Source organism: Acidovorax sp. GW823-FHT05D11 (assembly GCF_058795695.1).
This window is the reverse complement of record NZ_CM179502.1, coordinates 1,917,774-1,938,271: the sequence shown is the minus strand read 5'-3', so window position 1 is coordinate 1,938,271 and position 20,498 is coordinate 1,917,774. Positions and strand designations below refer to the sequence as shown.

Sequence of the window (20,498 nt, the reverse complement as noted above, 5' to 3'; positions counted from 1 at the left end):
TACCCCCATGCAACCACAGGTCCACGCGTTCTTCGACCCCTCCACCCACACCGTGACCTATGTGGTGTTCGATCATCCCGGAGGCCACTGCGCCATCCTTGATTCCGTCCTTGACTATGACCCCAAATCGGGCCGCACCAGCACCGCGGCGGCGAGCGAGGTGATGGCCTTCGTGACGGCGCAGCAACTCACGGTCCAGTGGATTCTGGAAACCCATGCCCATGCAGACCACCTGTCGGCCGCGCACCACCTGCGGGAAGCGCTGGGCGGCAAGATCGCCATCGGCGCCGCCATCACCAAGGTGCAAAACACCTTCAAAGGCATCTTCAACCTGGAGCCCGGTTTCCGGGCCGACGGCAGCCAATTCGATCATCTGTTCGCCGACGGGGAGGCATTCGCCATTGGCACCCTGCAGGCCCGGGCCCTGTCGGTACCGGGCCACACACCCGCCTGCATGGCCTTTCAGGTAGGCAACGCGGTATTCGTGGGCGACACCTTGTTCATGCCCGACGTGGGCACGGCACGGTGCGACTTCCCGGGCGGCGACGCACACATGCTGTACCAGTCGGTGCGCAAGCTGCTGGGCCTGCCACCCGAAACCCGGCTGTTCATGTGCCACGACTACCCGCCCGCAGGCCGCGAGCCCGCGTGGGAAACCACCGTCGCCGAGCAGCGGGAGCGAAACATCCACGTCCACGACGGCATCACCGAGGCTGGCTTCGTGGCCATGCGCACCCGCCGCGACGCGACACTGGACGTGCCCGTGCTGATCCTGCCGGCAGTACAGATCAACATCCGCGCGGGGGAGCCTCCGCCAGCGGAAAGCAACGGGATCTCCTACCTCAAGATTCCGCTCAATGCGCTGTGACGCCACGCCCGACTGACGCGGCCTTGTCCGACACGGCGGGAATTGCGTTCGTTTTACGATGCCCTCGTCGCTATCCTCTGGCGACACCCTCCCCTCTTGCCTTGAGCAAGTTCAAGCCCGCTTCGTGCGGGCTTTTTTTCGAACGCCCTTGCGCCCAGGCTCCCGGCGCGCGCCCGCTGATAGATCAAGCGGCGCTGGTCCTACAGGCGAAGGGATGGCGTCCGGAGCACCATGAAGCTGCCGGTGTGTCAGGCATCGGTAGATGAAGCGTTTGGGCCCGCCTCGTGCGGGCCCCTTTTTAAGCCAGCTACTTCCTCGCCGTGCCACCCGGGGCGGCCCCTGGAAACAGCCCATTTTCTCCATAGGAACTCCGCACCTTCTTTCGAGCCCAATACGGGTAACTTATCGAGAGGAAGATGGAGGGGTTGCGCCGTCCTGCCGGTACTCGACCCGGTGTTTCATGAACCGGTGGTAGGACATGCGCAGATGCAGCTGCATGACCTGCCGGGCCAGCTCACCATCCCTGGCGCGCACGGCAATCGCCAGATCGCGGTGGTGGTGGAGGCTTTGCACCAGTTCTTCGGGCGTGTAGATGTAGAACGAGCGCTTGATGATCGGCATGTCGATCATGGTCGCCAGCATGGTCTTGAGGCGCGGCGAGCCCGACGCCTCGATCAGCGCGTGGTGGAAATCCCGGTTGGCGGACTGCACCTCGGCGATGCCATCGTGGCCAGCGGCAATGCCGGCCTCCATGCGCTGGTTGCTGGCCTCCAGCTCATCGGCCAACCCCTCGCCGCCGCGCGTGGCCGCGAGGAACGAGGCATACGGCTCCAGCAGCATGCGCAACTGGAAGGTCTCCTCCACATCCCAGTCGCTCCACTCCGACACCCGGATGCCCTGGCCCGCGCCATCGGTCGCCAGGCCGTCTTCCACCAGGCGGTGCAGCGCATTGCGCACTGGTGTGCGGCTCAGCCCCAGGTCGCGGGCGATGGGCTCTTCCTTGAGCTGCTCACCCGGGCGGTAGTGCCCGCCGATGAGCCGCTGCCGCAGAACCTCGTACGCCTTGTCTTTCACGTTTTGCACTGTTTTTGCACCAAGGGGATGGGATGGAGTGCGCTCATTCTAGGTGAGCGGTGCAGTCAATGCCGCCTCTGTAGGCGACTTTAGGAAAATACAAAATAAGTGCAAATTTGCCTTGATCTACGGGAAACCCCTATGAAACCATTCCAGTCACGCTCAATAAGATGGCATAAATGTTTTAAATTTGTACTTTCATGAAAATCGCAATCCTGGGTGGTGGAATGGTCGGCGCCTGCTACATGCAGGCCTTCCTGGAGCAGGGGCACAGCCTGGCGGGCCTGTGCGACCTGCAGCCAGGCGCAGCGGTGGCTGCCGCCGTGCAGGCCGCCGGTGCACAGGTGCATACCGCGCCCGGGGCCTGGCTGGCCGGAGCCGACGTGGTGGTGAGCGCCGTGTTCGGCACTGTGGCGCGCAGCCTGTTCGAGGCCTGTCTGCCCCATCTGCAGGATGGGGCGCTGTATGTGGACATGACCACGGCCGACCCCGGCGAGATGCGCGAATGCGGCGAGCTGGCCCAACGCGGCGCACACGGCACGGCGGTCCACTTCGTGGACGTGGCCATCACAGGGGCCGTCAACCTGGGCGGCAAGAAGACGCCGCTGCTCGTGGCCGGCGGCAAGGCCGGTTTTGTACAGGAATTGTTCTCGCCCTTCGGTGGATCGGTCCGCGTGGTGGGCGATCAGCCGGGCGATGCCGCCTCGCTCAAGCTCTTGCGCAGCATCTACACCAAGGGAGTCGAGGCGCTCGCGGTGGAATGCCTGGTCACTGCCCAGCAAATGGGCCTGCGCGAGCAGTTGTATGCCGTGCTGCAGGATATCGACGAGACACCGCTGCGCACGCTGATGGAATCCATGGTGCGCACGCATATCCCGCACGCGGGGCGCCGCCGCAACGAGGTGGCCGAGGCGCAGCAGCAGATGGCCCGCCACGGCCTGGCGCCGGTCGTCTCGCCCGCCGTCGAATCGTTGTTTGCCGCCACCGCACAGGCCCATGCGGCACAGCCTTTCACCGGCACCTCCACCGACGAAGCCATCGCCTGGCTGGGCAGCCACGTGCTCGCCAGCCACCCTTGATCAGCGCGCACCCCGCGCCCACCGACCGACATCACTACAGGAGACATTCGCAATGACCTTGACTCGACGCACCCTGGCCCTCGGCGGCCTGCTGGCCGTGGCGGCCGCCACGGCAACCATCGCCCCGGCCCATGCCCAGGGCAACTACCCGCAACGGCCCATCAAGTTCATCGTGCCCTTCCCGGCGGGCGGCGGCACCGACAACCTGACCCGGCTGGTCGGCACCAAGCTGACCGATGCCTACGGCTGGGCCATCGTGGTGGAGAACAAGCCCGGCGCCGGCGGCAACCTGGCGCTGGACCAGACGGCCAAGGCCCCCGCCGACGGGCTGACCCTGGTGATGGCGCAGACCGACAACGTGGTGCTCAACCCGCTGCTGTACACCAAGCTCACCTACAACCCCGACAAGGACCTGCGCGCCGTGGCCCTGGTGGCCGCCGGCCCGGCCGTGCTGGTGGTGAACGCCGACTCGCCCTACAAGACCCTGGACGACATCATCCAGGCCGCGAAGAAGGACCCCGGGCGCCTGAGCTTTGCCACGCCGGGCACCGGCACCATCTCGCACATCATCAGCGAGGCCTGGCAGAAAAGCTCCAACGTGAAGTTCACGCACGTGCCGTTTCGCGGCATGGCCCAGGCCATGCCCGACCTGCTGGGCGGGCGCATCGACATGTACATGGGCTCCATCCCCACGCTGCTCTCGCACATCCAGTCGGGCAAGGTACGCGCCATCGGCGTGACCACCGCGCGCCGCTCCAAGCTGCTGCCCGACGTGCCCACCTACACCGAGTCCGGCATCAAGGGCGTGGAGCTGGCCAGCGTGTGGGGCGTGATGGCCCCGGCCGGCACGCCGGACGCCATCGTCAGGCAGCTCAACGAGGCCATCAACAAGGTGGTGAACGCACCCGATACCGCCAAGAAGATCGCGGACTCCGGCGCCGAGCTCATCACCGGCACGCCCGACGACATGGCCAGGCTCTATGCCAGCGACCGCGCGCGCCTGGCGCCCATCGTCAAGAGCTCGGGCACCACGCTCGACTGATCACTCCACCCATCACTTATCCACCATCCCAGTGAGAACCACACCATGATCGGCTGCCAAATCTTGAAACGCCAACGCGCCGTGAGCCTGGAACTGGCCCGGCAATTCCTCGACGTGCCCGTGGCCAACGTCAGCGACTGCATGTCGCGCATGACGGCCGGCGGCCCACGCCTGCGCCCCATGCACGACGGTACCGCCATGGCCGGCCCGGCCCTCACCATCAAGACCCGCCCTGGCGACAACCTGCTGATCCACAAGGCCTTGAAAATCGCGCAACCCGGCGACGTGATCGTGGTGGACGCGGGCGGCGACCTCACCAACGCACTCATCGGCGAGATCATGGTGGGCGAAGCCAAGCTCAAGGGCTTTGCGGGCATCGTCATCAACGGAGCCATCCGCGACAGCGCCGTGCTGCGAAAGGACAGCTTCCCCGTGTTCGCCGCCGGCGTCACGCACCGCGGCCCCTACAAGGATGGCCCCGGCGAGATCAACGTGCCCATCGCCATCGACGGCATGGTCATCGAACCCGGCGACCTGGTCATCGGCGACGACGACGGTCTGCTCTGCGTGCCCTACGGCCAGGCCGAGCAGTTGCTAGCCGCTGCGCACAAGAAGCAGGAGATCGAGGCCGTGATGGTGGCGGAGATCGCGGACGGCTCCCAGGACAACGCCTGGATAGATGCTGCGCTCAAGCGGGCCAATTGCGCGACGGAAGAATAGGTCGGGCGTATTTGCCCCATCCATGGCTCAGCAGCGCCCGGCAGACGGATTGCGCGCTGAGCATACCCAGGATGCCACTGCGCATTCCTTCCGGTTGCATGGCCGGGCAGTCCACCGGTCAATCCTGGCGGGATTGAATTCGATGCCGGAGCATTCACCAGCGCGAGGGGCTGGCCGGGTGGGGCTCCGCATCGTGCGATGCAACGGCGTCGCGCATTTCCTTCAGCCCACGTTCCGCGCATGACCGCAGCTCCTGCAGCGGGATGGCAAAGGAGCGTTCGCCTGCAGCTTCCAGCGAGGCCAACGAATGCAGCGTCTGAGCCAGTTCACCAAGTCGATTGAGGCCAAAGCTTCCTGCCGTGCCCGCAAGATCGTGCGCTTCCTTGCGCAGCCGAGCCCGGTCGTTGTCCGTGGCGGCCTGCTCCAGGCGCCGCAGACGCTGGGTGCAGTCCTGTTCGAATTTCGCCGTCAAGGCGCTGAGCTCTGCGGGGGACAAGCCTGCGCGCATTTCCTCCAACGCGGCGGGATCAAAGTCCACGCCATATCTTTCCCTGGCCTGCAATGCAATCGTGGCAGGAACATGGCGCGCCCTGGCTTGCATGTCGCCCGGCAGAATCCAGCGGTGGAGCGTGTCCCAGAGATTGCTTTCCAGGACAGGCTTGATGAGATGGTCGTTCATGCCCGCTTGGCGGGACCGCTCGATGTCCCGGGCCGTGGCGTTGGCCGTCATGGCCACGATGGGCAGCGCAGCGAATCTCGGCTGTGCGCGCAGCTCGCGCGTGGCCGTAAGCCCGTCCATGATGGGCATCTGCATATCCATCAGCACGGCGGCGTAGGTGCCATCGGGGGCGGACTGCAGTTTGTCCAGTGCGGCCGCCCCGTCCTCGGCCAGGTCAACACGCATGCCCCCGGCTTCCAGCAGGCCGCGCGCCACAAGACGATTGAGTTCGTTGTCGTCCACGACCAGCACGCGCAGGCCGCTCAGTCCTGCGATATCGGGCGCTGCCTGAAGGATGTGCGCGGTGTGTTCCCCGGAGGCCGGCGTGGTCCTCTGAACCAGCGCGGTAAACCAGAAGGTGCTGCCGACTCCCGGCGTGCTCGCCACCCCCACGGCGCCGCCCATCAAGTCGGCCAGGCGGCGGGAGATCGCCAGCCCCAAGCCCGTGCCGCCGAAGCGGCGGGTGATGGAGGCATCGGCCTGGTGAAACGCCTGGAACAGCCCGGCCTCCTGGTCGGGCGAGAGGCCGATCCCCGTGTCCCGCACGGCGCAGCGCAGCAACAGGCCTTGGCTGTGTTCGTTCGCCAGCTGCAGGTGGATGGAGACAGTACCCCGTTCCGTAAACTTGATGGCATTGTTGACATAGTTGATGAGGATCTGCCCCATCCGGTGCGAATCGCCAAACACTGCCGTGGGCACGTCGCTGTCCACGTCAATCTGCAGCTCGAGCCCCTTTCCATCGGCCTTGTCGATGAACATGCCAGCGACATCACCAACCATCTGGCGCGGCTGAAAAAGCGCATGCTCCAGAACCATGTGGCCACCGTCGATCTTCGAGAAATCAAGAATGTCGTCGACGATGCCCAGCAGATGCCGGCCAGCCCGCTGCATCTTCTCGATCCGCTCGCGCTGCGGGCTGTCCAGCCGGTCTTTGAGCGCAAGCTGGGTCAATCCCAGGATGGCGTTCAGCGGCGTGCGGATCTCGTGGCTCATCATCGCCAGGAACTCGGCCCTTTCTTCCGCCGTGCGTTCGGCCTCCTCCTTGGCTTTCGATAGCGCATGGGCCTGCAACTGGGCCTGCGTCACATCCAGCCATACACCGTTGAACAAGGCGCCTCCGTCAGGGGTTCGCCGCGCTGTCGCCAGCGTCTCGAGCCAGACGATCTGGCCACCCCGCTCCATTTGCACCGCGAAGTGAACCGGCTCCAATGTGCCCAGGCTTTTCATGAACCGGTCGCGCGCCGTATCGCCCGCGTTTCCGTACTCAACGCCGATCCGGCCCTCGTCCCCCAGCAGTTCCTTTGCAGTGCGGCTGTGCAGATCCTCCGCCTTGTCGCTCACATACAGATAGCGGCGGGTGCCATCCGGCTGCACATGGAGCTGAAACACCGCGCCGGGAATCGCGCTGGTCAGGTCTACGAGTTGCTCCGACAGGCGCCTCGCCTCGGCGCTGGCGGCGACTTCGATGGCCAGGCGGTCTGCGCGTTGCATGCTGTCCTTGAAAACCTGCATCGCCTTCGCCATGGTACCCACCTCGTCCCGGCGGTCGGTGCCCAGCACCGGGGTGTCGTATTGGCGCAAGGTGAGCTGATGCATGCCTTGCGTCAGACGCGCGATGGGTCTTGATATCTGATGAACCCCCACCCACCCGGAAAGCGCCATCACGGACAGCAGGCCCAGGCCCACGCCGAGCAACGTAGTCGCCACCGTGGTGCGCGTCGCTTCGCCCAGTTGCTGGCTCGCTTGCTGGAAGCCCGCGACAGATCTGCTGCGCAGCTGCGCCATGTCCCGCTGCAGGGACCGCAGCACCGGCTCGAACTCATCGTGGATGATCTGCAAGGCGCGGTCGCCGCGCCAGCGGGCGGCGGATTCAACGATGCGGTTGGCCTGTGCAAAGGACAAGTCGGCCTGCTGGCCGATGGCCTGCAGGGCAGCTGCTTCATCCGGCATCAGCGACAGCACCGAAGCAACCTTGGCGTTGAACCCCCCATGCAACCGCTTGAGCGATTCGAGCTCCGCCAGCATCGTTGCTTCCTCCTGCGCGGTCAGGACGGCATACACGATGCGGTTGGATTCCGACAGCAATAGCGCAGCATCGCTCAGCTCCAGGGCACCTTGTGCCTCCTTTGCGATGAGGTGCGTGTATCGCTGGTCGATGCTGCGCATCTGGGTGGTGGCGTAAACCGTGATCGCCACGGAAATCAGGCCCATCAAGGCGACCAGGAAAACGATCTTTGCCGCCAGGCGCCAATGTGAAATGTGTCTTGCGAGAAACATGGTCAGAGGTACGGTGGATGGGCGACGGCTTATCGGCTGGCCTGTGCGATGGCGCCGCGAAGGGCTTTGACTGCGTCGGGCGTGTTCAACTCCCCCTTGAAGTGCCGGGACACGACCTCGTAGATGGCGGTCTTGACCGCCGGAGGGTTGGCGTTGCCCATTGCGATGGAGCCCATCATCGCCCGGCGCATGTTGGCGTTGCGCATGTCGGTGATGTTGCGGCGCCCGCAGCTGTTGAAGCGCTGGTTGGACACATCCACCCGCGCCGGCGCGGCGCCAGTTCGCAGGTTCACGTCTTCCTGGAGCGCCGGGCCCATGACGACCGTGGCGAACGCGGCCTGGGCGGGTTGCCGGCCTTGAGGCTGGCGCAGAAAGACGAACTGATCGCTATTGAACAGGTAGACCCCCTGGGTATCGGGAAACCTCCAGCAGACGTATTCCCGCCCGGGCGCCAGGCCCATTGCCGTGAATTCGCCGTCCACCCAGGAGCCCTGCACCTGCAAGAGGGCTTCCCCCCGGCTGACCAATGTCGTTGCCTCGTCCCAGCGCCGTGTCGGAAAACGGGGCCCCAGGTAGCCCGCCAGCTGTTTCATGCGGTCAAAGATCAGCGTCAGCCGGGCCTCATCGAGCACGCCGGGATCCAGGTCGATGAATGCCTTGCGGTAGAACTGCGCGCCCCCGACCCCCACGGCCACGGACTCGAACAGCAACGTGTGCTCCCACGCTTCGTGGCCAATGGCCAGCGGCAACACGCCGCTGGCCTTGGCCTTGTCCAGCAGGGCAATGAGATCCGCCCAACCGTCTGGCGCCTGCGCTGCCCCAAGCTGCTGTGCCAGTGCCTTGTTGACCCACAGCCAGTTGGTGGAATGGGCGTTGAAAGGGGTCGCCACCCATGAACCGTTCCATTTGGACAAGCGTTGAATGTCCATGGGAACGACCTCGTCCCATTCTTCGCGCATTGCAATGTCGTCCAGGTTCTCCAGCAAGCCCTTGCGGGCCCAGGCATGGATTTCAAATCCGATCATCTGCGCGACCGTGGGAGCTTCGGGGCCCAGCCGGCGCTTGGCGAGCGCTTCGGTATAGCGGGCCGTCCCACTGCCGGCAGACGAGTGCTCGGCCCATCCCACGCCATTCAGCAGGGCATGGTCACGAACCGCATTCATGCTGGCACGCTCTCCGCCCGCGACCCACCAGTGCATGACCTTGACACCCCCCTGCGGTGCCTTCGGCGTTGCGCCCCATCCGGGCAGGGCGATGGCCGCGAGCCACAAGGCAAGGCAATGAAGCGAAAAGCGATGGGACATGGTCAGAGGGGAAGAAAAACGAGAGACCGCGGGAAGATGGGAGACCGTGGACATGCAGCCTATGGCGCAGGCAGGTGCAACCGGAAGACCAAGGCTGCGCCTGCGAATCTACGGGCCTGCAAGGCTGCAGCCACCCCAGCCCATCATCACCCGGATTGGTGAATCTTGTCGAGCCGGTAGCCGATCCCGTAGACGGCGGAAAGTGCATAGCCGCTGTCCGGGGTCAGGAGCAATTGGGTCCGAATCCGTGAGGCGTGTGTGTCAAGCGTGCGGGTGTGGACATCCCTGGCGTCTGCCCATACCTTCTCGCGCAGATGGTCCCGCGACATCAAGCGCCCGAGGTTCTGAAAGAGGCACAACGCGAGTTCGTATTCCTTGTTCTTCAGCTCGATGCTTTTGCCGTCGAGCACGACCGTCCGCGTGCTGGGTTCAAACCGGTACCGACCGAAGTCCAGCACATCCGCCATGACGGTCGGGTGCGCCCTGCGTAGCAACGCTTGAATACGCGCCAGCAACTCACCCATGCGGACGGGCTTGGTCATGAAGTCATCGCCGCCAGAGGTCAGCCCCTCGATGACATCCTGCTCGCCGTTGCGCCGGGTGAGGAACAGAATCGGCATCGCATCGGGCCTGACCTTGCGGACGGCCTGGGCAACCTCCGGCCCGTCCATATCCGGCAGGTGCCAGTCCAGTATCAAGAGGTCAAACGTCTGATGGCGCAAATCCTTGAGGAGGGATTCGCTTGTCATGTACGCATGGCACACGTGCCCCGCACCTTGGGTCGCGGCGCGAAGGACATCTTGCAGAAGGGCATCGTCTTCTAGAACGGCGATACGCATGGCACCTGGAGCATTGAAACAATGGCCCAAGCTTACTGTGTTTGCCCTGACGGGGCATTGCCACCCGAACCAAGGACTCCTGAGGTAGCCTCAGGGGCAGAGTCCACTGAATTCGACAAAGGGCCACATGGCGAAAGTAAATATCCTGCATCTCCAGACGCTGTGCCAGATTGCACAGCTAGGCAGTTTCCAGGCCACTGCGGACCACATGTACACCACCCAGCCCACGGTTTCCGCGCGCATGCGGGAACTGGAGGGAAGGCTGGGCTTTCCGGTGTTTCACAAGCGTGGCCGCAGGATGGACCTGACGACGCAAGGGCGGGAGCTGGTTCAGCAGATCAAGCCCCTCCTGGCCGCCATCGATGATGTCATTCACACGCTCGACGATGCCTCCCATGCCTCGGGGCTCATACGCCTGGGCATTGCCGGCCTGATCGGCCAGACCTGGTTTTCGCAGTTCATTACCGCTGCGCGGGCGGCCATGCCGCAACTGAATTTTGAGGTGGAGGTCGGGCAGACCTCGCTGAGCGTCAACAAGCTGGAGACGGGCCACCTGGACCTGGTGTTCATGGCCACGCCTTCCCTGACCTCCGACCGCTTTCATGTGGAGCCCATAGGCTCTGTCGACGTGATGCTGGTGGGCTCGCCGGCCCTTGTGGGGCGCGAGGGTGACCAATCCGCGACCCACTGGCTTGAACTGATGCGCTCGCAGCCCGTGTGGTCGCTGTCCAAAGAATCGCCCATGCATCCGATCCTGGCGAAACTCGTCAAGGAGAACAGCCTCCGCATCAAGATCGATATCTGCGGCGATGTATTGACACTGAAGGAGCTGCTCCGGTGCGGCACGGGCATCGGCTTGATGACCTATCCCCTGATTGAATCGGAATTGAAAAGCGGCGAACTCATTGCGCTGAAAGGCGCACCGGCTTTTCCCCGCATTTCCTTCAATGCCGCGTGGGGCATGGACCAGAGCCAGACCGTCATCCGCAAGCTGGTGGCCTTGGCCAGGACCATCTCCACGTTCCAATGAGACGGGGAGGCCGGGAGAGCCTTTGCCTCTACTCCGGTTTCACGCCCGCTTCGCTCAAGAGCTTTTGCCAGCGCGCCACTTCCTCGGCCAGCAGCTTCTCGGCGCCTTCCGTGCTGCGCTGCGCGGCGCTGGGGACCGCCAGGCCCATTTGCCTGTAACGCTCCAGCAGGTCCGCTTGGGCCAGCGTCTTGTTGATGGCCTCGTTGAGCGTATTGACCGTCGCCATGGGAACGCCCTTCTTGACCAGCAGCATGTTCCAGATGGTGTAGTTCAAATTCTTGTAGGAGGTCTCGCTGGCCGAGGGAACGTTCGGCAGCACGCCCACGCGCTGCGCACTCAGCACCACCAGCCCCTTGATCTTGCCCGATGCAATCGAGCCCACCGCCGTGCTGCTGCTTTCCACGGTGTAGTCGATCTGCCCTGCCATCACATCGGACGTCGCCTGGGCCGCGCCACGATAGTGAACGGGCGGCACGTTGATGCCCAGGCCTGCGTTGAGCAGCACGCCCCCCAGGAAGGCGCCCGAGCCGACGCCCGCATCGCCGAAGTTCATTTTCGCGCCATGCGTCTTGGCATAGGCGGCGAACTCATCCAGGTTCAACGCCGGGAAATCGGCGCGCACCGAAAGCACCTGCGGAGCATCACCCACGGAGGCGAGCGGGGTGAAGTCCTTGAGAACGTCGTAAGGCAGATTTTTGTAGACCGAGGCATTCGCAGCCAGCGTTCCGACATTGCCCAGAAGGAGGGTGTAGCCATCGGCCGCGGCCCTGGCCACACGCGACTGGCCTATCGATCCCCCGGCACCGGGAACGTTCTCCACGACGATCGGCTGTTTCAGTTCCTGAGACAGGCCTTTGGCCAGCATTCTGGCCAGGACGTCTGTCGCCCCCCCTGCGGTATATGGAACGATCAAGCTGATGGGCCGCTCGGGATAAGGCCCGGCCTGCGCCCCCAGACTCAACGCCAGCCCCAGGGGGCCCAGCACGACACGCACGATCTTCGAGATGCTGAAAGTCTTCTTCGTATTCATGGTTTGTCTCCAAAAAAATCAAGCAACGGTCGGTTTCATCTTTTGCCGCCAGGCCGCCCCACGACAAAAGGCGGCCTCCTCGGAAGGCGGTGGCCACACGCGGTGGGCCAGCGTGGCGGCCACTCTTCGAACGGCAAGCAAAGGCCATTGCGCTCAGCAAGGGCGCATGCAGGCTGGTGAAATTCGCGGCGTCCGCTGCGGGGCGCCGAGCCATCTCAGGCCGGGGTGCTCAGCGAAAACGTCACGACCTTTTCGTCGGTCATGTCGCGGATCGCATACTTCGGACCTTCGAAGCCGTAGCCGCTGTCCTTGACGCCGCCATAAGGCATGCCGTCATTGCGCGAGCTGGAGGTTTCGTTCACATGCAAGCCGCCCACGCGCAGATGGCGGGCCATGTAGAAAGCGGTGTTCACGTCATTGGTGAAGACGCCGGCGGCCAGGCCGTAGGGCGTGGCGTTGATGCTGTCGATGACCTCGGACACCGTCTGGAACGGCATCAGGGTGACGACCGGCGCGAAGATTTCCTGGTCCACCACCTTCATCCCGGGCCGCACGTCGGCCAGGATCGTCGGCTCCAGCACGGACCCTTCTCGCTGGCCGCCCGTGACCAGCCGTGCGCCCTGGGCCACCGCCTCGTGCACCCAGGCCTGCGCGCGCATGGCCTCTTTCTCGGCAATCATCGGCCCCACATCGGTCCCGGCCTGCCGCGGATCGCCGCTCTTGAGAGCGCGCGTGGCCTGTTCCAGCCGGACCGCGACTTCCTCGACCCGGGATTGCGCCACATACAGGCGCTGGATCGACGTGCACACCTGGCCCGCCTTGCGGAACGTGGCACGCAGAATGCGCGGCAAGGCCATGTCGAGATCGGCGTCGTCACAGATCACCGTGCAGGCGATGCTGCCCAGTTCGAGCTGCGTGCGCCGGCTGCCCGCCTTTTGCTGGATGATGCGGCCGACCCGCGTGCTGCCGGTGAAGGTGTAGAAGTCGATGCCCTGCTCGTCCAGCAGCCATTCCCCCGCCTCCGCGCCTTCTCCATGGACCAGGGAAATGAGTTCGGCGGGCCAGCCGGCCTCCAGCAGAACGTCGCAGATCAGGCTGGCAGTCAACGGGGTGTATCCAGAAGGTTTCAGGATGACCGCATTGCCCGCGGCAATGGCCGGAGCGATTTTGTGCAGCAAGGCGTTGAACGGCGCATTGAAAGGCGTGATGGCGCACACGACGCCCACCGGCGTGCGCAGGGTAAAGGCGATGCGATCTTTCTGGCCGGGGTTGCCATCCATGGGGATCATCTCGCCGCAGATGCGCTTGGCCTCCTCGGCCGAGATTTCCAGCGTATCCAGGCCGCGGTCGATTTCACCAGACGATTCTGCCGCGGTGAACCCCGCCTCCAGCACCATGATGTCGATGAAGCGCTGTCTGTGGGCCTGGATGATCTCCGCCGCCTTGCGCAGGATGCGTGAACGCTTGTAGCCGTCCGGCGCCTGCTTCACATGGCGGCGCGCCACGGCCACGGCCTGCCGGATGTGCTCCCGGGAGGTCTGGTCCACCTGGGCGATCGTCTCGCCCGAGTAGCGGTCGCGCACGGCGAAGCTGGCGCCGCTGCCCACGCGTTGCCCCGCGATCAGGCTCAGCGTCGAAACGGATTCGAGAACTTGGGGAAGGGATGCTGACATTGCGTTGTCTCCAGTCATAGATGCTTTACTTCGCCAAAATCATGTCGGCCGCCTTTTCGCCAACCATCAGGCTGGCGGCCAGGGTGTTGGCGGACGGAACCTGGGGCATGACGGACGCATCCGCGACGCGCAGGTTTTCGCAGCCATGGACCCGCAGCGCGGCATCGACCACGGCCATGCGGTCCTCGCGCGGACCCATCTTGCAGGTGCCCACCATGTGATAGCCGGTGGTGCCCTTCTGCCGGGCATAGTCCAGCCACTCGTCGTCGGTGGCGATGTCCTTGCCAGGCTGCAGCTCCTTCACCAGGTAGGGCGCCATCGCCGAGGAGGCCATCAGTTGCCGGGCGAGCTTCAGCGCTTTGACCAGCGTGCGCTGGTCCAGCTCATGGCTGAGAAAGTTCGGCTGGAGCAGCGGCGCCTGCAGTGGGTCCCTGGACTGGATGTGCACATAGCCGCTGCTTTCAGGCCGCTGCTGCCTGGCGCCCGTGCTCATGCCCGGCATGTCGTCGAGCACGTAGTTGCTGCCCTCCTTGTAGCTGGCCGGCGTGAACAGGATCTGGATGTCGCCGCGCGCGGGGCTGAGTGGGGTTCGCCAGAAGACATGCACGAGCGAAGGGCTCAGCGCCAGGATGCTCGGCTTGCCCGCGAACCACCTGAGCACCTCCTTGCCCAGGCGCCATCCCCGGGACAACTCGTTGAGCGTCGTGGCGCCTTGCGCCCGCGCAATGCTGCGCACCGTATAGTGATCGCGAAAATTCGCGCCCACACCAGGCAGATGCTGCTTGACGGCGACGCCATGCGGGCGCAGCAGCTCGGAGTCTCCAAGGCCTGACAGTTGCAGGATCTTGGGCGAGTTCACGGCCCCCGCGCTGAGGATCACCTCCTTGTTGGCGTAGACCGTGTGCGACGCGCCATGCCGGATGTACTTCACGCCAACGGCGCGATGGCCCTGGAACAGGACTTCCGACACCACGGCGTTTGTCTTCAGTTGCACCCGACCGGTCTGCATTGCCGGCCGCAGGAAAGCATCGGAACAATTGACGCGCCGGTTCCTGTGGATGTAGCGCTGGAAATACCCCGCGCCCAGCTGCTCCCTGCCGTTGTAGTCGGGGTTGCAGGGAATACCGAATTCCTCGCATCCCTTGATGAAGGCATCGCACAGCGGCGAAGCCCAGTCGGGATTCGTGATGGGCAGTTCCCCGGCCGTGCCGCGAAACTCCGGATCGCAAGGCCCCAGCCGGCGCTCCGAACGCTTGAAGTAGGGCAGGACGTCGGCATAGCCCCAGCCGGCATTTCCCATTTTTTCCCAGTCATCGAAGTCCTCGCGCTGACCGCGCGAATACACCAGGCCATTGACCGAGCTGGAGCCCCCCACCACCCGCCCCTGCGGCATGGCAATTTTTCTGTTGTGCGTCGCGGCGGCAGGTTCGGTCTGGTAGTTCCAGGTGATCTTCCCGCCATACAGGGTTTTGACGAAACCGACAGGAACGCGAATGAAGAAATCCTTGTCCTCGGAACCCGCCTCGATGACGCAAATGCTGTGATGGGTCCGCTCGCTCAGCCTTCTGGCGATGACGGAACCCGCCGGCCCTGAGCCGACGATGATGTAGTCCACGTACTCGTGCATTGTTGTTTCTCCGCCGTGCTTGCGGCGCGTTTGATCTAACTTGCACGTAGACTAAGCCCGCAGAAACATTCAAACAATCAATCTTTTTTTATATAAAAACATAGGAATTTTTTATATTTTTAATGGGCAGCCACTTCGACGACTGGAAAATCAAGAAGTAGCCTGTCGATATCCACACAAAGCTGAACGTGCCCGCACAGAGCCGAGCGCATCGGCCGCACGCCCGGCATCGGCCCGAATCCTGTGGACGGAACCAAGAGCCTGCGCGTACCGGCGGGAGACACGGCCCCCCTGATTCACGCTGCAGGAGGTCGAACCAGCGCTGGCAGACCTGTGCAAGTGCTGCAGCCCGGAGGGGGCGACGCTTTTTGAGTTCGCGACCTTTGCGGGGCTGCGCGTCAGTGAGCCGACCGGGCGGCAGCCGTGATCGGGCGATCAGCGGGGCGGCCGCAAGCAGTTGGGAGAGTCATCGGTGGTGTTCGCGCCCTGATGCCTGGCACTCATCGCGGGAGCTGGCTCGTAGCCTTCAGGTGGTGGCGCGGGACTGCGCCAGGCGACTCCCCAACGCGGACCGCGAACGCAACCCGGCTGTCCGTCAATGCGGCGCGAGGCCCCTCAGGACGAAGCACGGGCAACCGGGTGAAATGCCCGTTGCGGTGCCAGTTCCTTGGGCACAAAAGAGAAAAGCCCCAAGTGAATCAATCACTCAGGGCTTTTGCGCCTGGCGGAAACGGAGGAATTCGAACACCCGATAGGGGTATTTCTGGCGCATTCCAGCGTATCCGCCCCTATGAGGAGCCACGCTGCAACACGCTGGAAGCGGTCTGTTTAGGTTCGCTTTTAGGTTCCGAGCGCGTAGCCGAGCATGTGCCTCGGCGCACCGATGATGCGGTTTTGTCCGACATATCGGTGGCTCTCACGGTTTTACGATGCACATGTCGCCCCCCCTCTGGCGACACCCTCCCCTCCTTGCTCCATGCAAGTTAAAGCCCGTCGAGTGCGGGCTTTTTTTTGGGGTGCTATCAACGTTCCACGGCATCGTGCGATGCAACGTTTGAGGCCAATGTATGCAACCGGACTCTGCAAACGGCGTTCTCGCCCGTATTCGCGAAGTAGAAATCCTGGCTGCCAGCCAAAAGCTGCCACCAGCCGGTCCTGAGCAACCTTCCGTGATGGGCACTGAGGTCCATGCCATGCTGCTGTCCCAGCGTGTTCGCATCTCGTTCAAGCTCGTTCCGGACCTTACGGGTGAGGGTTATCGATGGAACGCATTTCACGCGACGCCCGTCGAAGTGCCCGACGAGAATTTCAGGAGGAATTGACCTATCTTTCTAACTGTTGCGGCTTGTAGCACATGGATACGCCCGTTTCCGACACGGAAATACGCCATCCATTACTTCGGACGCTAGGATCTGAATACCGTCATAGGGCGGTCGACTTCACCCTGGTCGAGAACTGCAAATGGCCCGCCTCGTGCGGGCCATTTTTTATCTGAAGTCATGCAGCGCGTCTGGCGCCAGATCGGACCAGCGCCGCCTTTTTGGACTCGGGTGCCTTCTTGGCTGGCACCTTCTTTGCGGTCGTGTTTTTCCCTGCAGGGGGCGTAGCGCCGCCCCGGATGCTGCGCAACAGCAGCTCCGACAGGTCCACCACATTTGAGCTCGGGGGTGAGGCCTCGCCAGCGACCTTTTCGACCTGGTGCACCTCACCTTTCTGGGCCTTCTCTTCCACCAGTTTCATGACGGACTCGGTGTAGCTGTCTCGAAATTCGTCGGCGCTCCAGTTGGAGGTCATCGATTCGATCAGCTGCTTGGCCATGGCCATCTCGGCGGGCTTGATGCCCATCTGGGCCGCCGGGGGCGGCAGCTTCAGGTCTTCATAGGAGCGGATCTCCCCACCCCAGCGCAGCAGGTTCAGCACCAGGGCGGGGCCACAGGGCATGAGCACCGCCAAATGCTGCTTGCTGGCGATGACGACTTTCCCGACGCCTACTTTGTCAGTCTGTGCCAACGTGTCACGAAGGAGCGCGTAGACGCGGTCACCCCGGTTGATCGGCGCGATGTAATAAGGCTTCTCCAGATAGACAAACGGTACTTCATCAGTGGGAATGAAGGCCTCGATGTTGATTTCCACGCAGAAGTGACCCACTAACCCCCAGGATTTCCATCCAAATCTGATCCACGTACTAACCCTAACCTGCTGCTTTGTTGAGCAGCAGGAGACCAGGAGTGATAGACGTGGCAACACTGAGTGTCATCAGGCGCTGGGCCCTGCGAGAGCAGCTGTCCATCAGGGAGATCGCCCGCCGCACGGGCCTCTCGCGCAACACCATCCGCAAGTACCTGCGCGCAGGCGAGGCCGAGCCGCACTATGCCAAGCGAGTCAGTCCATCCAAGCTCGATCCCTTCGCCTTGAAGCTCGCCGGCTGGCTCAAGACGGAGGCTGGCCGATCCCGCAAGCAGCGGCGCACCGTCAAGCAGATGTACGTGGATCTGCAGGCGCTCGGTTATGGCGGCTCCTACAACCGTGTGGCGGCCTTTGCGCGCCTCTGGCACGAGCAGCGCCTGGTTGCACAGCAGACCACCGGCCGAGGTACCTTCGTTCCGCTGACCTTTGGCCCGGGTGAGGCCTTCCAGTTCGACTGGAGCGAGGACTGGGCTGTTCTCGCCGGCGTGCGCACCAAGCTGCAGGTAGCCCACTTCAAGCTCAGCCACAGCCGAGCGTTCTACCTGCGCGCCTATCCGCTGCAGACGCACGAGATGCTGTTCGATGCCCACAACCATGCGTTCGTGGTCCTGGGTGGCGTGCCCCGCCGTGGCATCTACGACAACATGCGCACCGCTGTAGACCGGGTGCGCCGTGGCAAGGAGCGCGACGTCAATGCGCGCTTTGCGGCCATGGTCAGCCACTTCCTGTTCGAGGCCGAGTTCTGCAATCCCGCGTCGGGCTGGGAGAAGGGCCAGGTGGAGAAGAACGTGCGCGATGCCCGCCATCGCCTGTGGCAAGTGGTGCCGCCATTCCCAAGCCTGCCCGATCTCAATGCCTGGCTTGAAGAGCGCTGCGTGGCGCTGTGGCACGAGATCGAGCACGGCAAGCTGCCGGGCACCGTCGCGGATGTCTGGGCTCAAGAGAAGCCCGCCTTGATGCCAATGCCCCGGCCCTTCGATGGCTTTGTGGAGAACACCAAGCGCGTCTCACCCACCTGCCTTGTCCACTTCGAGCGCAATCGCTACAGCGTGCCGGCGCCGTATGCCAATCGGCCGGTGAGCCTGCGGGTCTATGCGGATCGCTTGGTGATTGCCGCCGAAGGCCAGATCGTGTGCGAGCATCAGCGCCTGATCGAGCGTAACCACCATGGTGCGGGACAGACCGTGTACGACTGGCGCCACTACTTGGCGGTGCTGCAGCGCAAACCAGGAGCTTTGCGCAACGGCGCCCCATTCCTGGAGCTGCCAGCGGCCTTCAAGCGACTGCAAGCCACCTTGCTCAAGCAAACCGGCGGCGACCGGGAGATGGTGGAGGTACTGGCACTGGTGCTGCACCACGATGAACAGGCTGTGCTCGCTGCAGTGGAGTTGGCACTGGAGTCAGGGGCTGCCAGCAAGACGCACATCCTGAACGTGCTGCACCGCCTGCTGGACGGCAAGCCCGCTCCAGCACCGGTCACGTCGCCGCAGGCCCTCAAGCTGGCGGTGGAACCCCAGGCCAATGTGCTTCGCTACGACCAATTGAGGGAGGTGCGCTATGCGTCATGACCCTGCCATCGCTTCCATCGTGATCATGCTGCGCGAGCTCAAGATGCACGGCATGGCCCAGGCGGTTGCGGAACTGGCTGAGCAAGGTGCACCGGCCTTCGATGCGGCGCAGCCCATCCTGTCCCAACTGCTCAAGGCCGAGACCGCCGAGCGCGAAGTGCGCTCTGTGGCCTACCAGCTCAAGGTGGCCAGGTTCCCTGCGTACCGGGACATGGCGGGCTTTGACTTCAGCCACAGCGAGGTGAACGAGGCACTGGTACGCCAGTTGCACCGCTGCGAATTCTTGGAGAACGCCAACAACGTGGTGCTGGTGGGTGGACCGGGTACGGGCAAGACCCACATTGCCACGGCCCTCGGGGTGCAAGCCATTGAGCACCATCACCGCAGGGTGCGGTTCTTCTCCACGGTGGAGCTGGTCAATGCACTGGAAGAGGAGAAGGCCCAGGGCAAGCCGGGGCAGATCGCGCACCGCCTGGCCTATGCTGACCTGGTGATCCTGGATGAGCTGGGCTACCTGCCGTTCAGTACGTCAGGAGGAGCCTTGCTGTTCCACCTGCTGTCCAAGCTGTACGAGCGCACCAGCGTCGTGATCACCACCAACCTGAGCTTTAGCGAGTGGGCCAACGTGTTCGGCGATGCCAAGATGACCACGGCGCTGCTGGACCGACTCACGCATCACTGCCATATTCTGGAAACCGGCAACGACAGCTACCGGTTCAAGAACAGCTCCGCACAGCAACCACCACAGACCACCAAGAAGGAGAAGATAGCCAAGAACTTATCCACAACGTGAGCGTGAAGTTCACGAACAAGGGTGGGTCAGATCGAGATGGAAATGGTGGGTTACGGTTGGATGGAAATCAACAGCCCGCCTGCATGGTGTCGTAGAAGGCCTCAAGATCTGCCACCGCCTGCTCAGCTCTGCGCCTGATTTCTGGCGACCATTGGTGTGCGTTCATCACTCATCTGTCGGCAGTTGGGATACCCAATGATGCCGCGAGTTAGGAGTCTTTGCTTGAGGCTGCGGGCCAAGCCAGTCACACGACTGTTTGGGACCGGCTGAGTTGGGAGAGGGGGCAAAGAAAAACCGCCTCGGCGGGCGGTTTCTCCGGTTGAGGGCAGGGAAGGACTTTAGGCAGCTTTGCGCAGCTCTACCTGCACATCTTCAGCCTCAACTTCTGGCTGTGGTTGTGCGGCCGCAGCTCTCTCTCTAAGCATATGCTTCAACTCGCAATCCACCCAGCGCGTAAGCACTTGGCGGATCAGTGGCTGATAGCCCAGCCCGTTGAGTTTTGCCAAGGCCTTCAGGTTGTCCAGCAGGTCGCGTTGCAGTCTAATGGAAATTGGCTGCAGGTCGAGTGCGTCGTCAAGCGCTACCGACAGCTCTGCCGGAGCGACGGCAACATAGGCATTGCTCGTGCCAACGCTGTCATAGTCGATCTCGCGGTCTTCGTTCATGTTC

17 protein-coding genes are annotated in these 20,498 nt (G+C 63.5%); 8 read left to right on the top strand and 9 right to left on the bottom strand.

Annotated features, from left to right (window positions below; translation table 11 throughout):
- Nucleotides 1–7 precede the first annotated feature (7 nt).
- On the top strand, nucleotides 8–868 hold the full coding sequence (locus AC3RCE_RS08880) for an MBL fold metallo-hydrolase (RefSeq protein ID WP_492246083.1): 861 nt from the start codon (nucleotides 8–10) through the stop codon (nucleotides 866–868).
- Between the two features lie 402 nt (nucleotides 869–1,270).
- Here AC3RCE_RS08880 and AC3RCE_RS08875 read toward each other — a convergent pair whose 3' ends face one another.
- Nucleotides 1,271–1,951 (bottom strand): GntR family transcriptional regulator, encoded by a 681-nt coding sequence (locus AC3RCE_RS08875; RefSeq protein ID WP_218294039.1) that lies wholly within the window; start codon nucleotides 1,949–1,951, stop codon nucleotides 1,271–1,273.
- A gap of 218 nt (nucleotides 1,952–2,169) precedes the next feature.
- On the opposite strand from AC3RCE_RS08875, the gene AC3RCE_RS08870 reads away from it, so the two are divergent.
- Genes AC3RCE_RS08870 through AC3RCE_RS08860 form a run of 3 tightly spaced genes read left to right on the top strand, consistent with a single transcriptional unit; the run spans nucleotide 2,170 to nucleotide 4,783 of the window.
- Nucleotides 2,170–3,021 (top strand): NAD(P)-dependent oxidoreductase, encoded by an 852-nt coding sequence (locus AC3RCE_RS08870; protein WP_492255367.1) that lies wholly within the window; start codon nucleotides 2,170–2,172, stop codon nucleotides 3,019–3,021.
- A 52-nt stretch (nucleotides 3,022–3,073) separates the two neighbouring features.
- Nucleotides 3,074–4,063 (top strand): Bug family tripartite tricarboxylate transporter substrate binding protein, encoded by a 990-nt coding sequence (locus tag AC3RCE_RS08865; protein ID WP_492254956.1) that lies wholly within the window; start codon nucleotides 3,074–3,076, stop codon nucleotides 4,061–4,063.
- 45 nt (nucleotides 4,064–4,108) lie between these two features.
- Nucleotides 4,109–4,783, top strand: a complete 675-nt coding sequence (locus tag AC3RCE_RS08860; protein ID WP_218294036.1) for an RraA family protein — start codon at nucleotides 4,109–4,111, stop codon at nucleotides 4,781–4,783.
- 154 nt (nucleotides 4,784–4,937) lie between these two features.
- On the opposite strand, the gene AC3RCE_RS08855 is transcribed toward AC3RCE_RS08860, so the two are convergent.
- From AC3RCE_RS08855 to AC3RCE_RS08845, 3 genes are all read right to left on the bottom strand, one after another.
- Nucleotides 4,938–7,778: an ATP-binding protein gene (locus tag AC3RCE_RS08855; RefSeq protein WP_492254955.1), complete on the bottom strand. Its 2,841-nt coding sequence runs from the start codon at nucleotides 7,776–7,778 to the stop codon at nucleotides 4,938–4,940.
- A gap of 29 nt (nucleotides 7,779–7,807) precedes the next feature.
- Entirely contained in the window at nucleotides 7,808–9,136 is a 1,329-nt protein-coding gene (locus tag AC3RCE_RS08850) for an ABC transporter substrate-binding protein (RefSeq protein WP_218294034.1), read from the bottom strand.
- 92 nt (nucleotides 9,137–9,228) lie between these two features.
- Complete coding sequence (locus AC3RCE_RS08845; RefSeq protein WP_218294033.1) at nucleotides 9,229–9,921, bottom strand: response regulator transcription factor; 693 nt, start codon at nucleotides 9,919–9,921, stop codon at nucleotides 9,229–9,231.
- A 208-nt stretch (nucleotides 9,922–10,129) separates the two neighbouring features.
- Between AC3RCE_RS08845 and AC3RCE_RS08840 the strand changes: the two genes are divergently transcribed.
- Nucleotides 10,130–10,951 carry a LysR family transcriptional regulator gene (locus tag AC3RCE_RS08840; RefSeq protein ID WP_492254954.1) on the top strand — a complete coding sequence of 274 codons (822 nt, stop codon included), beginning with the start codon at nucleotides 10,130–10,132 and terminating at the stop codon, nucleotides 10,949–10,951.
- A 28-nt stretch (nucleotides 10,952–10,979) separates the two neighbouring features.
- Here AC3RCE_RS08840 and AC3RCE_RS08835 read toward each other — a convergent pair whose 3' ends face one another.
- The 3 genes from AC3RCE_RS08835 to AC3RCE_RS08825 form a co-directional block, all read right to left on the bottom strand.
- On the bottom strand, nucleotides 10,980–11,981 hold the full coding sequence (locus AC3RCE_RS08835; RefSeq protein WP_492254953.1) for a Bug family tripartite tricarboxylate transporter substrate binding protein: 1,002 nt from the start codon (nucleotides 11,979–11,981) through the stop codon (nucleotides 10,980–10,982).
- A gap of 215 nt (nucleotides 11,982–12,196) precedes the next feature.
- The gene (locus AC3RCE_RS08830) at nucleotides 12,197–13,654 is read right to left on the bottom strand and encodes an aldehyde dehydrogenase family protein (protein ID WP_492254952.1); all 1,458 of its coding nucleotides are present in this window, start codon (nucleotides 13,652–13,654) and stop codon (nucleotides 12,197–12,199) included.
- 25 nt (nucleotides 13,655–13,679) lie between these two features.
- A complete protein-coding gene (locus AC3RCE_RS08825) occupies nucleotides 13,680–15,281 on the bottom strand; it encodes a GMC family oxidoreductase (RefSeq protein ID WP_492254951.1) in 1,602 nt (533 codons plus the stop codon).
- Nucleotides 15,282–16,348: 1,067 nt separating this feature from the next.
- On the opposite strand from AC3RCE_RS08825, the gene AC3RCE_RS08820 reads away from it, so the two are divergent.
- Nucleotides 16,349–16,603, top strand: a complete 255-nt coding sequence (locus tag AC3RCE_RS08820) for a hypothetical protein (RefSeq protein WP_492254950.1) — start codon at nucleotides 16,349–16,351, stop codon at nucleotides 16,601–16,603.
- 175 nt (nucleotides 16,604–16,778) lie between these two features.
- Here AC3RCE_RS08820 and ku read toward each other — a convergent pair whose 3' ends face one another.
- On the bottom strand, nucleotides 16,779–17,414 hold the full coding sequence (gene ku / locus AC3RCE_RS08815; protein ID WP_492254949.1) for a non-homologous end joining protein Ku: 636 nt from the start codon (nucleotides 17,412–17,414) through the stop codon (nucleotides 16,779–16,781).
- Between the two features lie 95 nt (nucleotides 17,415–17,509).
- On the opposite strand from ku, the gene istA reads away from it, so the two are divergent.
- Both istA and istB read left to right on the top strand, forming a co-directional pair.
- A complete protein-coding gene (gene istA, locus AC3RCE_RS08810) occupies nucleotides 17,510–19,036 on the top strand; it encodes an IS21 family transposase (RefSeq protein WP_492253782.1) in 1,527 nt (508 codons plus the stop codon).
- Nucleotides 19,026–19,829, top strand: coding sequence for an IS21-like element ISThsp10 family helper ATPase IstB (gene istB / locus AC3RCE_RS08805; protein WP_492253781.1), 804 nt, complete (start codon nucleotides 19,026–19,028; stop codon nucleotides 19,827–19,829). The genes istA and istB overlap by 11 nt, the downstream gene beginning before the upstream one ends.
- A gap of 338 nt (nucleotides 19,830–20,167) precedes the next feature.
- Here the strand turns inward: istB and AC3RCE_RS08800 are convergent, their stop codons facing one another.
- Nucleotides 20,168–20,494 carry a hypothetical protein gene (locus AC3RCE_RS08800; protein ID WP_492254948.1) on the bottom strand — a complete coding sequence of 109 codons (327 nt, stop codon included), beginning with the start codon at nucleotides 20,492–20,494 and terminating at the stop codon, nucleotides 20,168–20,170.
- Nucleotides 20,495–20,498: the final 4 nt, after the last annotated feature.